Source organism: Mesorhizobium sp. B2-8-3, assembly GCF_006440815.1.
GTDB lineage: Bacteria > Pseudomonadota > Alphaproteobacteria > Rhizobiales > Rhizobiaceae > Mesorhizobium.
Window position 1 is genome coordinate 1 of record NZ_VFTW01000037.1, and the last position, 13,267, is coordinate 13,267.

Annotated in this window: 13 protein-coding genes; 12 read left to right on the plus strand and 1 reads right to left on the minus strand. The window is 64.4% G+C overall.

The features are described 5' to 3' along the window. The first annotated feature begins 311 nt into the window (after nt 1-311). The 4 genes from ruvC (at nt 312) to FJ418_RS29945 (ending at nt 3,569) form a co-directional block, all read left to right on the plus strand. Nucleotides 312-821 carry a crossover junction endodeoxyribonuclease RuvC gene (gene ruvC / locus FJ418_RS29930; RefSeq protein ID WP_140858940.1) on the plus strand — a complete coding sequence of 170 codons (510 nt, stop codon included), beginning with the start codon at nt 312-314 and terminating at the stop codon, nt 819-821. Nucleotides 822-831: 10 nt separating this feature from the next. Beyond that, nucleotides 832-1,452 carry a Holliday junction branch migration protein RuvA gene (gene ruvA / locus FJ418_RS29935; RefSeq protein WP_140654908.1) on the plus strand — a complete coding sequence of 207 codons (621 nt, stop codon included), beginning with the start codon at nt 832-834 and terminating at the stop codon, nt 1,450-1,452. A 43-nt stretch (nt 1,453-1,495) separates the two neighbouring features. Then, nucleotides 1,496-2,533, plus strand: a complete 1,038-nt coding sequence (gene ruvB / locus FJ418_RS29940) for a Holliday junction branch migration DNA helicase RuvB (RefSeq protein ID WP_140832940.1) — start codon at nt 1,496-1,498, stop codon at nt 2,531-2,533. 133 nt (nt 2,534-2,666) lie between these two features. Further along, complete coding sequence (locus FJ418_RS29945; RefSeq protein WP_140871815.1) at nt 2,667-3,569, plus strand: metallophosphoesterase; 903 nt, start codon at nt 2,667-2,669, stop codon at nt 3,567-3,569. Between the two features lie 96 nt (nt 3,570-3,665). Here FJ418_RS29945 and FJ418_RS29950 read toward each other — a convergent pair whose 3' ends face one another. Further along, the gene (locus tag FJ418_RS29950) at nt 3,666-4,916 is read right to left on the minus strand and encodes a cellulase family glycosylhydrolase (protein WP_140871817.1); all 1,251 of its coding nucleotides are present in this window, start codon (nt 4,914-4,916) and stop codon (nt 3,666-3,668) included. Nucleotides 4,917-5,046: 130 nt separating this feature from the next. Between FJ418_RS29950 and ybgC the strand changes: the two genes are divergently transcribed. The 8 genes from ybgC to tilS all read left to right on the plus strand — a co-directional run bounded on the left by ybgC (nt 5,047) and on the right by tilS (nt 13,197). Next, the gene (gene ybgC / locus FJ418_RS29955) at nt 5,047-5,520 is read left to right on the plus strand and encodes a tol-pal system-associated acyl-CoA thioesterase (protein WP_140871819.1); all 474 of its coding nucleotides are present in this window, start codon (nt 5,047-5,049) and stop codon (nt 5,518-5,520) included. A gap of 309 nt (nt 5,521-5,829) precedes the next feature. Beyond that, nucleotides 5,830-6,540 carry a protein TolQ gene (gene tolQ, locus FJ418_RS29960; protein ID WP_140645855.1) on the plus strand — a complete coding sequence of 237 codons (711 nt, stop codon included), beginning with the start codon at nt 5,830-5,832 and terminating at the stop codon, nt 6,538-6,540. 9 nt (nt 6,541-6,549) lie between these two features. Further along, nucleotides 6,550-7,008 carry a protein TolR gene (tolR, locus tag FJ418_RS29965; protein ID WP_140645854.1) on the plus strand — a complete coding sequence of 153 codons (459 nt, stop codon included), beginning with the start codon at nt 6,550-6,552 and terminating at the stop codon, nt 7,006-7,008. 7 nt (nt 7,009-7,015) lie between these two features. Further along, the gene (locus FJ418_RS29970; protein ID WP_140871821.1) at nt 7,016-8,170 is read left to right on the plus strand and encodes a TonB family protein; all 1,155 of its coding nucleotides are present in this window, start codon (nt 7,016-7,018) and stop codon (nt 8,168-8,170) included. Nucleotides 8,171-8,235: 65 nt separating this feature from the next. Further along, a complete protein-coding gene (gene tolB, locus FJ418_RS29975) occupies nt 8,236-9,522 on the plus strand; it encodes a Tol-Pal system beta propeller repeat protein TolB (protein ID WP_226892221.1) in 1,287 nt (428 codons plus the stop codon). A 418-nt stretch (nt 9,523-9,940) separates the two neighbouring features. Then, nucleotides 9,941-10,447, plus strand: coding sequence for a peptidoglycan-associated lipoprotein Pal (gene pal, locus FJ418_RS29985; RefSeq protein WP_126080754.1), 507 nt, complete (start codon nt 9,941-9,943; stop codon nt 10,445-10,447). Nucleotides 10,448-10,657: 210 nt separating this feature from the next. Continuing rightward, nucleotides 10,658-11,827 (plus strand): tol-pal system protein YbgF, encoded by a 1,170-nt coding sequence (gene ybgF, locus FJ418_RS29990; RefSeq protein ID WP_140871825.1) that lies wholly within the window; start codon nt 10,658-10,660, stop codon nt 11,825-11,827. Beyond that, entirely contained in the window at nt 11,821-13,197 is a 1,377-nt protein-coding gene (gene tilS / locus FJ418_RS29995; protein WP_246683273.1) for a tRNA lysidine(34) synthetase TilS, read from the plus strand. The genes ybgF and tilS overlap by 7 nt, the downstream gene beginning before the upstream one ends. Nucleotides 13,198-13,267: the final 70 nt, after the last annotated feature.

Genomic DNA, 13,267 nt, shown 5'->3' on the forward strand with positions numbered 1-13,267 from the left:
CACGAATCGTTCCATCAAAAGCTTGAATCACGACCAAGCCAAGATGGGAATCCTGAATATCAACAAACCTTAAAGCGCGTCGCGCTGAAGCGGATTCAGGCGACGCGCTTTTAAGGCTTTGTTTTCATGCATGTCGTTATCGCAGAACCGCTGCACACTTTTGCGCGACACGCATTAGGTCCGGGATTTCGGGCCTGCCAGCCTGTGAACGCCAGCTTGATGGGATTTCGAATGCGTTCTTAAGATCGCAATTGTTTCTGGTTTGTTCACATTTTGCTGGCATCGCTTGCCGCCACGGCTAGACTTGGCGCATGGGGGAAGCGATTCGCATCATCGGCATCGATCCGGGGCTGAGGCGCACCGGTTGGGGTATTGTCGACAGCGTGGGCAATTCGCTGCGCTTCGTCGCGTCCGGCACGGTGCGGTCCGACGAAAAGGAGTCGTTGGCGACAAGGCTCTGCCAGCTGCATGACGGTTTGGCCGAGGTGCTGCATCAAGCCATGCCGCATGAGGCAGCGGTCGAGCAGACGTTCGTCAACAAGGATGCCACGGCGACGCTGAAGCTCGGCCAGGCGCGCGGTATCGCCATGCTGGTGCCGGCGCGTGCCGGACTGGTGGTCGCCGAATATGCCCCCAATGCGGTCAAGAAGGCGGTTATCGGCGTCGGCCACGGCGAGAAGAAGCAAATCCATATGATGGTCAAGGTGCTGATGCCGAAGGCGATCTTCGACACCGACGACGCTGCCGACGCTTTGGCCATCGCCATCTGCCATGCGCATCACCGCCAAAGCGTCGCCTACCGGATGGCAGCGCTGGCGTGAGGGGACAATCATGATCGGCAAGCTGAAAGGCACGCTGGACGAGATCGACGAGGACTCCTGCCTCGTCGACGTGCACGGCGTCGGCTATGTCGCGCATTGCTCGGCGCGCACGCTGGCGTCGCTGCCGTCGCCCGGCGAGGCGGTGGTGCTGTTCATCGAGACCTATGTGCGCGAGGACATGATCCGGCTCTACGGCTTTCAGTCGGCGCTGGAGCGCGAGTGGTTCCGGCTTTTGATGAACAATGTGCAGGGCGTCGGCGCCAAGGTGGCGCTGGCGGTGCTGTCGACGCTGGCGCCGGCCGAGCTCGCCAATGCGATCGCGCTGCGCGACATCGCCATGGTCTCCAGAGCGCCAGGCGTCGGCAAGAAGGTGGCGGAGCGCATCGTCACCGAATTGCGCACCAAGGCGCCTGCCTATGCGGGCGCGGCCAGCGGCACGATCGGCCTCAAGCAGGAGCTCGGCGAAGGCGTCGCGGCGGCACCGATCACCGACGCTGTCTCGGCGCTGGTCAATCTCGGCTATTCGCGCGACATCGCGGCGAACGCGGTTGCGGCAGCGCTGAAATCGGCTGGCGAGGGCGCGGATGCGTCCAAGCTGATCCGCTTCGGCCTTAAGGAACTGGCGCGGTGAGGCGGCGCTTGTTCCGTTGTCGGTCCTATGCAAGGAAGGCGGCATGAGCCTTTCGCCCCGCCTCATTGCCCCCGACAAGCGCGGTGAGGATGCCGACCAGACCTTGCGGCCGCAGTCGCTCGACGAGTTCGTCGGCCAGGCGGCAGTGCGCGCCAATCTCAAGGTCTTCATCGATGCCGCCAAGGGCCGCGGCGAGGCGCTCGACCATGTGCTGTTCGTCGGTCCGCCGGGGCTCGGCAAGACGACCCTGGCGCAGATCATGGCGCGCGAGCTCGGCGTCAATTTCCGCTCGACCTCGGGTCCGGTGATCGCCAAGGCGGGCGATCTGGCGGCGCTGCTCACCAATCTGGAGGAGCGCGACGTGCTGTTCATCGACGAGATCCATCGGCTCAATCCGGCGGTCGAGGAAATCCTCTATCCAGCCATGGAGGATTTCCAGCTCGATCTCATCATCGGCGAGGGGCCGGCGGCGCGCTCGGTCAAGATCGACCTTGCCCGTTTCACGCTGGTCGCGGCGACGACCCGGCTTGGGCTCCTGACCAATCCGCTGCGCGATCGTTTCGGCATTCCCGTCCGGCTCAATTTCTATACGGTCGAGGAGCTGGAGCAGATCGTGCGGCGCGGCGCCCGCATCCTGTCGATGCCGCTTGGCGACGATGGCGCGCTGGAGATCGCGCGCCGCGCGCGCGGCACGCCGCGCATCGCCGGCCGGCTGCTGCGCCGGGTGCGCGATTTCGCCAGCGTCGCGGGGGACGGCCACGTCGACAGGAAGATCGCCGACGAGGCGCTGACAAGGCTGGAGGTCGACGCGCTCGGCCTCGACGCGCTCGACCGCCGCTATCTGTCGATGATCGCGCGCAATTTCGGCGGCGGGCCGGTCGGCATCGAGACGATCGCGGCCGGGCTCTCCGAGCCGCGCGACGCGATCGAGGACATCATCGAGCCCTATCTGATCCAGCAGGGCTTTATCCAGCGCACGCCGCGCGGCCGCGTTCTGACCGCCAATGCCTGGCGCCATCTCGGGCTCGACCCGCCGAAGGATATCGCCCAGCAGCAGATCAGCCTGTTCCAGGAAGAGTAACGCATATTTGTTCGCCGTTTGGCCGCGTAACGGCCCGTCTGCGCAGAATCTGCTCGCCTCGGCCTAGCTGAGGGCGTAATTGCCCCCTTTAAGGCAGCTTCCTGATAGAATCCCAAGGGGCTTGGGCCGATCCATGATCACCAGACGTGGTTTCCTGCGCCTTGTCGGCGGCTCGGCCTTCAGCCTGGTGTCGCTTGGCGCTTATGCCGTCGGCATCGAGCCGATGCTGCTGACCCATGTGAAGCGCTACACGCTGACGCCGCCGCACTGGCCGGCCGGACTCAAGTTGCGCGTCGTGGTGCTGGCCGACATCCATGCCTGCCGGCCGTGGATGACGCCGGAACGGATAGCAGCACTTGCCGAGGAGGCCAATGCGCTGCAGCCGGACGTCATCGTCATGCTTGGCGACTATCCCGCCGGGACCCGGCTGGTGACCGGCTGGGTAAACGCGTCGGAATGGGCGCCCGCGCTGGCAGGGCTCAAGGCGCCGCTCGGCGTGTGGTCTATCCTCGGCAATCACGACTGGTGGGATGATCGCTCGGCGCAAGCGGCCGGTGCAGGGCCGACGATTTCGCGAAAGGCGCTGGAGGCCGTCGGCATTCCGGTGCTGGAGAACGACGTCGTACGCCTGGAAAAGGACGGGCAGGGCTTCTGGATCGCCGGCCTGGCCGACCAGATCGCCCTGTTGCCGGACAAGGCCAAGGGCCGCAGGGGGCTCACCGGTCTCGACGACCTTCCCGGCACGCTGGCCAAGGTTGGCGATACTGCTCCCATCATCCTGCTCGCGCATGAGCCGGATATTTTTCCGAAAGTGCCCGGGAGGGTTTCGCTGACGCTGTCCGGTCACACGCATGGCGGACAGGTGCGGCTGTTCGGCTATTCCCCGGTGGTGCCTTCCGCCTACGGCAACCGTTACGCCTACGGCCACGTCGTCGAGAACGATCGCAACCTGATTGTCTCGGGCGGACTGGGCTTCAGCGTCGCGCCGATACGTTTCGGAGTGCGGCCGGAGATCCTGCAGATCGATCTCGGCTAATGCATGTCGCGCAAAAGTGTGCAGCGGTATGCATGAAAACAAAGGCTTAAAGCGCGTCGCCTGAATCCGCTTCAGCGCGACGCGCTTTAGCCCAGCTTACCGAAGCGCTCGGATGGCGTTCATCACGTCCGGGTCCGCCTTCTCGCCGTCGAACGCGTCAATGACGCCGAAGGCGCCGCCATAGCTCCACACCGACCAGGAAAAGCCGTGCGCCTCGGCGCGGGCGATCATGTCGCGCACATAGGCCGCGCGGTAGGCGGCCGGCATGACGAAGCCGTTGCCGTATTCCTGGCGGATCATGCCGAATTCGCCGAGCGTGATATCCCGCGGCTTGACGCCGTTTGCCTTCGCCCAGGCGTCGACCGTCGCGAACGGCGCATCCATCAGGCCAAGCAGCTTTTCGGGGCTGTCCATCGTCGCCACCTGCTCGTCGAGATAGGCGAGCAGGCCGCTCCGCCGCGCCCAAGGCGCCTCGGCCTTGATCCGGTCGCGGATCGTGTCCAGCGCCATGTCCAGCTGCGCCTTCGGAACGGCCGTCAGCGGGTAAGGCAGGCCGGTGACATAGGGGATGAAGTCGCCGGCCCAGCTTGCGCCCTGATGCGTCAGAAGAAACGGATCGTAGGAGTGGAAGGTCCAGATGACGTTGTCATCGGCGATCGTCCTGGGATCGATTCTGGCCAGCGACTCCGCGTTCGAATAGCAGCCGCCGCCCAACACCAGCGTGAGCTTGGTGGCGGCGGCGCGCGCGGCGGCGAACAAGCGCTTCTGCAGGTCGGACCAAAGATTGGTGCCGCTCGCGTCGCAATCGACCAGAGGCTCGTTCATCAATTCCAGCGCGACAAGCTTCGGATCCTCCTTGGCCAGCGTCCGCGCCATCTTGCGCACCAGCTCGGTATAGGCATCGAAGACGGCCGGATCGTGCATGACCTCGCTCATGCCGATCTTGCGATTGCCGCCGGCGGGGATCAGATGCAGGTCGACGATCACCTTGAGGCCGGCGCGGTTGACCATGCGCGCCGAGTCCAGCACGCTGCCATAGAGGTCGTCGCGCAGGGCCGCGGTCTGGTCCGAGAGAAAGGGCGCGGGATCGACCGGCATGCGCAGGAAGTCGAAGCCTGCATCCTTGAGTGCCTTGAGGTCGTCCTCGTTGAGGAATTTGCGCCACTCCGGATAGGGCAGGATGGCCTGGCGGTCGCCCCATCTGTCCTCGGTCGGCCAGGTCACCCACTGGTCGAGATTGAGGCCGCGTTTCATCGAGAACGTCGCCGCTCCGGCGGGCAACCCCAAAGCGGCAAACGCAAGCAGCGCCGCCATCAAGGTCTTGATCATCGTGCCCAACAATGCCATCCCGTTTCCGCGCGAAAACAGTGCGTGTCGCCCAAAAGTGTGCAGCGGTTTTGGGATAACGATACGCATAGAAAAGTGCCTGAAGTCCGAGGGCTTTAGGTGCCTGTTCGGGCCTGAAAAGGAAAGCGCGATGGACGATCATGGTGAATCGGCGGCGCTGAGTGCCGGGCTTTCCGGCGCGCTGACGGATTTCGGCCATCGGCTGATGGCCCGAGTCTACTATGCCGACACCGATTTCTCCGGCGTCGTCTATCATGCGCGCTATCTCGAATTCCTCGAACGCGGCCGCTCCGACTATCTGCGGCTGACCGGCGTCCACCACACCGAACTCCTGGACGGCAAGCATGGCGAGCGCATCGTCTGGGTGGTACGGCGCATGGAGATCGACTTCCGTTCGCCGGCGCGCATGGACGATATCCTGACCATCGACACGCGCACCGACGACATTTCCGGCGCCCGCATCTTCATGGGCCAGCAATTGAAGCGCGGCGGCGATGTGCTGGTCGAGGCCAGGGTCGAAGCGGCGATCGTCGGCGAAAGCGGCCGGCCAAAGCGTTTCCCGAAGGAGTGGGTCGCCGCCTTTATGCCAAGGGCCAAGGCCTGACCCTTCGGTTGCCGGCACAATCTCGAAGCCGATAACCAGACGGCTCCTGTGGCCGGACGGCTGCAGCCATGCGCGGCAATGCGCCGCGCCTTACGTCCTAACCCATCCTTAACCATAACGGTTCATGAAGGAATTGGCGAAGATTGGCGCAATTCGTGCGCCTTCCTTTCACCAATATTTGCCTCGAAAAGGCCGCGAAACGGTGCATTCGGGGCGTAGCCCGCAAGCTTCACGCTTCGCGCGATCGGACCAAAGGGATGCCATGGGCCAGCCGCCAGCGATGCCCGGATAATCTTAAGGACTTAAGTCATGGAAAACATCGCACTCGCCGATCCGGCAGCGCATTTATCGATCTGGGCGCTGTTCATGCAGGCCGGCTGGGTGGTCAAGCTGGTCATGATCGGCCTGCTCTGCGCCTCGATCTGGACCTGGGCCATCATCATCGACAAGCTCGTCGCCTATGGCCGGATGAAGTTGGCATTGAACCGCTTCGAGCAGATCTTCTGGTCCGGGCAATCGCTTGAAGAACTCTATCGGACGCTGGCCGACCGCAAGACCACCGGCATGGGCGCGATCTTCGTCGCCGCCATGCGCGAATGGAAGAAGAGTTTCGAAAAGGGCGCGAAATCGGCGCTGGCGCTGCAGACCCGCATCGACAAGGCGATGGACCTGGCGCTGACGCGTGAAATGGAGAAGCTGGAGGGTCGCCTCGGCTTCCTCGCCACCACCGGCTCGGCCGCACCCTTCATCGGGCTGTTCGGCACCGTCATCGGCATCATGACGTCGTTCCAGGCGATCGCCGCCTCGAAGAACACCAGCCTCTCGGTGGTGGCGCCGGGTATCGCCGAGGCTCTGCTGGCGACCGCGATCGGCCTGCTCGCGGCCATTCCCGCGGTCATCGCCTACAACAAGCTGTCATCGGACGCGAACAAACTCGGCGTGCGCATGGAAGGGTTCGCGGACGAGTTCTCCGCCATACTCTCGCGCCAAATCGATGAAAAAGTAGCGCAGAAGACCTGAGGAACGATCATGGGGATGTCTGCAGGCGCAGGTGGCATGGGGCGAGGCGGGCGCGGCCATAGGCGGCGTGGCCGTCACCATGCCCTGATATCCGAAATCAACGTCACGCCGATGGTCGACGTGATGCTGGTGCTGTTGATCATCTTCATGGTCGCGGCGCCGCTGCTCACCGTCGGGGTTCCGATCGACCTGCCGGACACGCAGGCCAAGGCGATGAATGTCGACACCCAGCCGATCACCGTTTCGATCGACGCCGCGGGCAAGATTTTCCTGCAGGAGACCGAGATTCCGATCGAGGAACTGGTGGCCAAGCTGCAGGCGATTTCCAAGACCGGCTATGACGAGCGCATCTTCATCCGCGGTGACAAGTCGACCGACTATGGCACGGCGATGAAGGTCATGGCTCGCATTTCGGCGGCCGGCTACAAGAATATCGGCCTGGTGTCGCTGCAGGAACAGGATCAGTAGACGCCAAATGCGGACCGGCCTCACCTCTTCGGTGATATTGCATGCGGTGGCGCTGGCCTTCGGGCTGTTCACGCTGTCGTCGCCGCCGGCCATGCCTGCCAGCGACGTGGAGTCGGTGGCGGTCGACATCGTGCCGATGGAAGCCGTGGCACAGACGCTGCAGGGCGACAAGAAGGCGGTCATGCATGACAAGCCGGCGCCGCTGCCGACCAAGCGTCCCGATGTCGTGCCCGACGCCCGGAAGGTCGGCGAGAACACCGTCGATACCGACAAGCCGGTGACGGACGAAGCCAAGCCGAAGCCGGTCGAGAAGACAGCGGCGCCGCCGCCCGCGCCGACGCCGACCGAGAAGCCAGCGGTCGAGGACGTGCCGAAGCCGCAGGAGAAGCCGAAGCCGACCCCGGCGACCGAGGTAGCCCCGACGCCGACCCCGAAGGAAGAAGTCAAGCCGGAGCCGGTCAAGCAGACGGAGCCGAAGCCGACACCGGCCAAGGAACCGACGCCCGCGCCGCAGCCGGACAAGACCGCGGCCATCCAAAAGGAAGAGGTCAAGCCCGACGCCGTCGCCGAGGCGATCTCGCAGGATCAGCCGACGGAAGAGGCAAAGCTTCCGGATTCGGCGCCGGCGCCGGAAGCGCGGCCGAAACCGCAGCCGGCCCAGGCCGAGAGCGCCAAGGCGCCGGATCGCAAGGATGCGGAAAAGCCGGTCAAGGAGGCTTCCTCGAAGCCGAAGTCAGACGAGAAGCAGTTCAACGCCGACGAAATAACGGCCCTGCTCGATAAGCAGAAGCCATCCGGCGGCGGCGCCAAGCGCTCGACCCAGCAGGCCTCGCTCGGCGGCGAAAAGGACCAGGGCCAGAAGCTCTCCAAGTCGGAGCAGGGGGCGTTGGAGGATCAACTCGGTGGTTGCTGGACCCTTCCGGTGGGCCTCGAAGGTTCCGAGAACTTCACCGTGGTCATCCGTTTCAACCTGAATGCCTCCGGCAAGCTGGAGGGCCGCCCGACCGTTGAGAAGTCCAGCGGCAACCCTCAGTTCGACGCCAGCGCGGTTCGCGCCGTGCAGAAATGCGACGTCGCCGGACTGCAGGTTCCCGCCGGGAAGCAGGACATATGGTCCGACGTTCGCGTCAACTTCGACCCGAGAGCGATGCTCGGTCTTTAGCCTGAGCGTCCGAGAATCAGCAAGAGAAGCGAGAAGACATGCAATCCATCCTCAAGCCGCTCCTGATGGTCGCCGCGATGGCGATGGGCATAAATGCTGCGGTCACCTTGCCTGCCCGAGCAACCCTCGAGCTCAACGTCAACAAAGGCAATGTCGAGCCGATGCCGATCGCCATCCCTGACTTTCAGGGAGGGCTTGGACCGCAGATATCGGAGATCGTCGCAGCCGACCTGAAGCGGTCAGGACTGTTCGCGCCGATCGACAAGGCCGCCTTTGTCGAAAAGATCACGAATCCGGATGCCCAGCCTCGTTTCGACGACTGGAAGGTCATCAATGCGCAGGCGCTGGTGACCGGCAGCGTGAGCAAGGAGGCGGATGGCCGCATTCGCGCCCAGTACCGGCTGTGGGATATTTTCGGCAACCAGCAGTTGGCCGGCGAGCAGTTTTTCGCCAACGACGCCAACCAACGCCGTGTCGCGCACATCATCGCCGATGCGATCTATGAGAAGATCACCGGCGAAAAGGGTTATTTCGACACCCGCGTCGTCTTCGTCGACGAGTCCGGCGCCAAGAACGCCCGCAAGAAGCGGCTCGCCATCATGGACCAGGACGGCGCCAATGTACGCTATCTGTCGGACGGCCGCGCGATCGTTCTGACGCCGCGCTTCTCGCCGAACCGGCAGGAAATCACCTACATGTCCTATGAAAGCGGGCAGCCGAAGGTCTATCTGCTGCAGATCGAAACCGGACAGCGCGAGCTGGTGGGCAACTTCCCCGGCATGACGTTCGCGCCGCGCTTTTCGCCCGACGGCCAGAAGGTGATCATGAGCCTGCTGCGCGATGACGGCAATTCCAACATCTTCGCCATGGATCTGAGGAGCCGTTCGACGACGCGGCTCACCGATTCGACCGCGATCGACACTTCTCCTTCCTATTCGCCGGACGGCTCGCAGATCGTCTTCACCTCCGACCGCGGCGGCGGCAGCGGCCGTTCGCAGATTTACGTCATGGGCGCGGACGGCTCCAATCCGCACCGCATCTCATTCGGCGACGGCGTCTATTCGACGCCCGTCTGGTCGCCGCGCGGCGACCTCATCGCCTTCACCAAGCAGAGCGGCGGCGAGTTCCAGATCGGCGTCATGAAGACCGACGGCTCGGGCGAGCGCATCCTGTCCTCCGGCTTCCAGCAGGAGGGTCCGACCTGGGCGCCGAATGGTCGCGTGCTGATGTTCTTCCGCGACACCGCCGGCGGTCCCAAGCTGGTCTCGGTCGATCTCACCGGCCGCAACGAACAGCAGATTCCGACCGCGAACTATGCGTCGGACCCGGCGTGGTCGCCGCTTTTGGAGTGAGGGGCGGGGGAACTGGAGAACTGAAGAAGCAGGAACGCTACGTTGGACGCGCCAGCGAAGTCGAGACATGGATCTCCTACGTCTTCGACCTCGGGCACATTTCGAAGGCCCAGTTTGACGAGTGGCTGCGATCCTACAACCAGATCTACGGAATGCTGGTGAATCTCAGAGGGTCGCTGAAGTGACCTGTTTCTCCAGTTCTTCAATTCTCCAGTTCCCCAATTCCCTCTTTTTTCATGTTTTGGCCGCATTTCCGCCTAGGGTCCGCGCGCAATGTCGCCCCTTGGAAAGCGTGGGGCCAAGCGGTCGCGGACGGCGGCTCGAAACCAAACATTAACCGTGTTTCTTGAATGCCGGTTAACCCAAACGTGGTTACTGGGTGATCAACGAAATCACTCGAATGCGAAGGAGAGGCGGCATGGGCCGTATCGCAGCACTTACCCGAAACCCGGCCATGATCGCGCTGGTGGCGGCTCTCGCCATTACCGGTTGCGCCTCGAAGAAGACCCCGAACAGCGCGGCCGATCTCGGCCTCAACGGTGCCGGTGCCGCTACGCCGGGTTCGGCGCAGGACTTCACCGTCAACATCGGCGACCGCATCTTCTTCGATACCGATTCCTCGTCGATCCGCGCCGATGCGCAGACCACGCTGGCCCGCCAGGCGCAGTGGCTCAACCAGTACCGCCAGTACGCGATCGTCATCGAAGGCCATGCCGACGAGCGCGGCACGCGTGAGTACAATCTGGCGCTGGGCGCCCGCCGCGCCGCCGCCACGCGCGACTTCCTGGTCTCCAAGGGCGTCTCCGCCGGCCGCTTGAAGACGATCTCCTACGGCAAGGAGCGTCCGGTCGCGGTCTGCGACGACATCTCCTGCTGGTCGCAGAACCGCCGCGCCGTCACCACGCTTTCCGGCGCCGGCTCCTGATCGATTTTCGCCAAGGGCGCCAGGCGTCCCAGGCGACAAAAATACAACATCCCAAAATGAAAGGCGGCCTCAGGGCCGCCTTTTTCATTTGCAACGGATTGAAACAAAATTTGGCCGAAGTCTCGCGTCCTGCTATGAGCGCGAGGGCGCTTTCTCCCACTGTTTGATTTGGAAAGGCGCATCAGGCCAACACCCACCGCGAGAGACAGAATGCATTTCAGAACGGTCCTGAGCGGCACGCTTGCGCTGCTGCTCGTATCAAGCCTCCCAAGCCTTGCCGCCTCGGCCGACAGTGCCGGGCGGGCCTCCGACAGCGGGTTCACCTTCCATCTGCCGACGCTTGGCATCTTCGGCGACAAGAAGAAGCCGGAACAGGCGCAGATCGCGCAGCAGGATGGCGGCGCTGGCATGACTGGCCTGGAGGACCAGCTTCGCCAGATGAACGGCAAGATCGAGGAGCTCAATTTCCAGATCCTGCAGATGCAGGAACAGATGCGCAAGCAGCAGGAAGACAATGAGTTCCGTTTCCAGCAGCTCGAAGGCGGTTCGCAAGGAGGCGCCAAGCCGGCCGGGCAGAAGAAATCGGAAGCCGCGCCCCAGGGCGGGGACAGCAACGATGGCAACACCAATCTCGGCGATGCGGGCACCGGTCAATCCGGCACCGGCGACGCCGGAACCGACAACAGCGTCGCCCAGGCTCCGGCGACGCAGGCGCCGGCCGACACCGGCGGGCAAGACAGCGGCGGCAAAAGCGTCGGCGACGTCATCGTGGAATCGCAGACCGGCGATCCCGGCAAGCTGATCACCGGCGCGCCGCCGAAGAATTTCGGCACCATCACCGTCGACAAGAACGGCAACGTGGTCAATGCCGAGACCGGCCCGCAGGCCGGCGCGCCGGCGGAAGCCCCGGCGGCCACCGCAAGCGCTCCTTCCGCCGAGACGCCGGCCAAGAAGAACAAGGCCGGCGACACGCAAGTTGCCGCGCTGCCGTCGACCAACGATCCCGACGAGCTCTACCGCAACTCCTACCAGTTCATCCTGTCGGGCGATTACCCGACCGCCGAGCAGGGTTTTCGCGATCATATTTCACGCTTCCCCAAGGACGCCAAGGCGGCGGATGCGCATTACTGGCTGGGCGAGTCGCTGCTCGGCCAGCAGAAATACCGTGACGCGGCCGAGATATTCCTCGCCGCCAGCAAGGAATACCCGAAGGCCAAGAAGGCGCCCGACATGCTGCTCAAGCTCGGCGTTTCGCTGGTCGGCCTGAAGCAGAGAGACGTGGCCTGCGCCACCTTCAGCGAGATCGGCAAGCGCTATCCCGACGTTTCCGGCGCGCTCAAGGAACGCATCAAGCAGGAAAAGGCGCTGGCGGCGTGCTGACGCCCGATACCAAAACTGACCTTTCAGACCACCTTTTCTTCGACCTAGACTTTTCGACCGGCGCCGTTGCGGCCGTGTCCGGCGGCAGCGACTCGACCGCCCTGCTTATTCTCCTCAAGGATTACTTCGATCGGACCGCATCGGCCGCCAGGCTGCTCGCGGTGACCGTCGATCATGGCCTAAGGCCAGGCTCGGCCGTCGAGGCGCGGCAGGTTGCCCGTTTCTACGCCGAGCGCGGCATCGCGCATCGCATTCTTCCCTGGCGCGGCGACAAGCCGGCGACCGGTCTGCCGGCCGCCGCGCGCGAGGCGCGCTACAGGCTGCTTGCCGAAGCGGCCGGCGCCGAAGGCATCAAGCTGATCCTGACCGGCCATACCGCCGACGACCAGGCCGAGACGGTGCTGATGCGGCAGGCCCGCGACGAGGAAGGCCGGGGCCTTGCCGGCATGGCGCCCGCCACGCTGCACGACTGGCGGACATGGATCGTCCGGCCGCTGCTAGGCACCAGGCGCGGGGTGTTGCGCGAGATGCTGCGGGCTCGCGACATCGGCTGGATCGAGGACCCTACCAATGTCGATACCCGGTTCGAGCGGCCGCGCGTGCGGGCAAAGCTCGGGCGGGGTGATGGCGAACGGCGGATCGCGGAAGCGTTGGCACGGTCGCGGCAGGCGGCTCTCGAGCGCCACGACATCGGCCGCCGCGCCGCCGTGCTCATCGACGCGTTTGCCGACAGGCCGGTTCCGGGCCTCATCCGCCTCGACCGCGAGTTTACCGAGCATGAGGATGGCCAAGCCGCCCTCTATGCGCTGCGCATCCTGTTGGCCGCTGTCGGCGGCATGTCGTTCCTCGCCGACGAGGCGCGCTGCGCCGCGCTGCTTTTCCGCCTGCGGTCGGCTCCGCTTTGCGCCACATTGTCGCGGACGGTGGTCGACGCGCGCCGAACCGGCATTTTCCTGCGCCGCGAGAACCGCAACCTGCCCGCTGCCCTGCCGCCGTCGGATAACCAGCTTTGGGACAACCGGCGACGCATCACTTTGAAAGACGGGCCGGACGGCTTGGTGATCGCGCCGCTGGGGTCCGCCGCTGCCAGGAAAGCGCCTTTGAGCGAGGATATCCCACCAAGCCTTTCGCGCGCCGCGCTTGCCGCGGAGCCCGCGCTGTGGTCCGGAGACGAACGCCTTGATTTCACTGGCGGGGATGCCGGCCCGCGGGCGATCTCGATGGTCCCAGTGGTAGCCCCTTTCGCCCGCTTCCTGCCGTCCTTCGATCTCGCGCCCGCAGCCGCCGCCGCGGCCCTTGTCGGCGCGCTGCCGCCGCCGGCGCCGCCATTCCACGGCCATGATGGCGGCCGAGGGTGGGCGAAAGCTTAACCGATACGTGCTGTTCTGCTTGGCAAGGGGAGGCGCTCTCCCTATGTTAGGCCCAAGCTTCTCCATCATC

Excerpts from the sequence above, each read along its gene's own strand:
- ruvC (WP_140858940.1), top strand. The coding sequence starts at position 312 with ATGGGGGAAGCGATTCGCATCATCGGCATCGATCCGGGGCTGAGGCGC.
- ruvA (WP_140654908.1), top strand. The coding sequence starts at position 832 with ATGATCGGCAAGCTGAAAGGCACGCTGGACGAGATCGACGAGGACTCC.
- ruvB (WP_140832940.1), top strand. The coding sequence starts at position 1,496 with ATGAGCCTTTCGCCCCGCCTCATTGCCCCCGACAAGCGCGGTGAGGAT.
- FJ418_RS29945 (WP_140871815.1), top strand. The coding sequence starts at position 2,667 with ATGATCACCAGACGTGGTTTCCTGCGCCTTGTCGGCGGCTCGGCCTTC.
- FJ418_RS29950 (WP_140871817.1), bottom strand. The coding sequence starts at position 4,916 with ATGGCATTGTTGGGCACGATGATCAAGACCTTGATGGCGGCGCTGCTT.
- ybgC (WP_140871819.1), top strand. The coding sequence starts at position 5,047 with ATGGACGATCATGGTGAATCGGCGGCGCTGAGTGCCGGGCTTTCCGGC.
- tolQ (WP_140645855.1), top strand. The coding sequence starts at position 5,830 with ATGGAAAACATCGCACTCGCCGATCCGGCAGCGCATTTATCGATCTGG.
- tolR (WP_140645854.1), top strand. The coding sequence starts at position 6,550 with ATGGGGATGTCTGCAGGCGCAGGTGGCATGGGGCGAGGCGGGCGCGGC.
- FJ418_RS29970 (WP_140871821.1), top strand. The coding sequence starts at position 7,016 with ATGCGGACCGGCCTCACCTCTTCGGTGATATTGCATGCGGTGGCGCTG.
- tolB (WP_226892221.1), top strand. The coding sequence starts at position 8,236 with ATGGTCGCCGCGATGGCGATGGGCATAAATGCTGCGGTCACCTTGCCT.
- pal (WP_126080754.1), top strand. The coding sequence starts at position 9,941 with ATGGGCCGTATCGCAGCACTTACCCGAAACCCGGCCATGATCGCGCTG.
- ybgF (WP_140871825.1), top strand. The coding sequence starts at position 10,658 with ATGCATTTCAGAACGGTCCTGAGCGGCACGCTTGCGCTGCTGCTCGTA.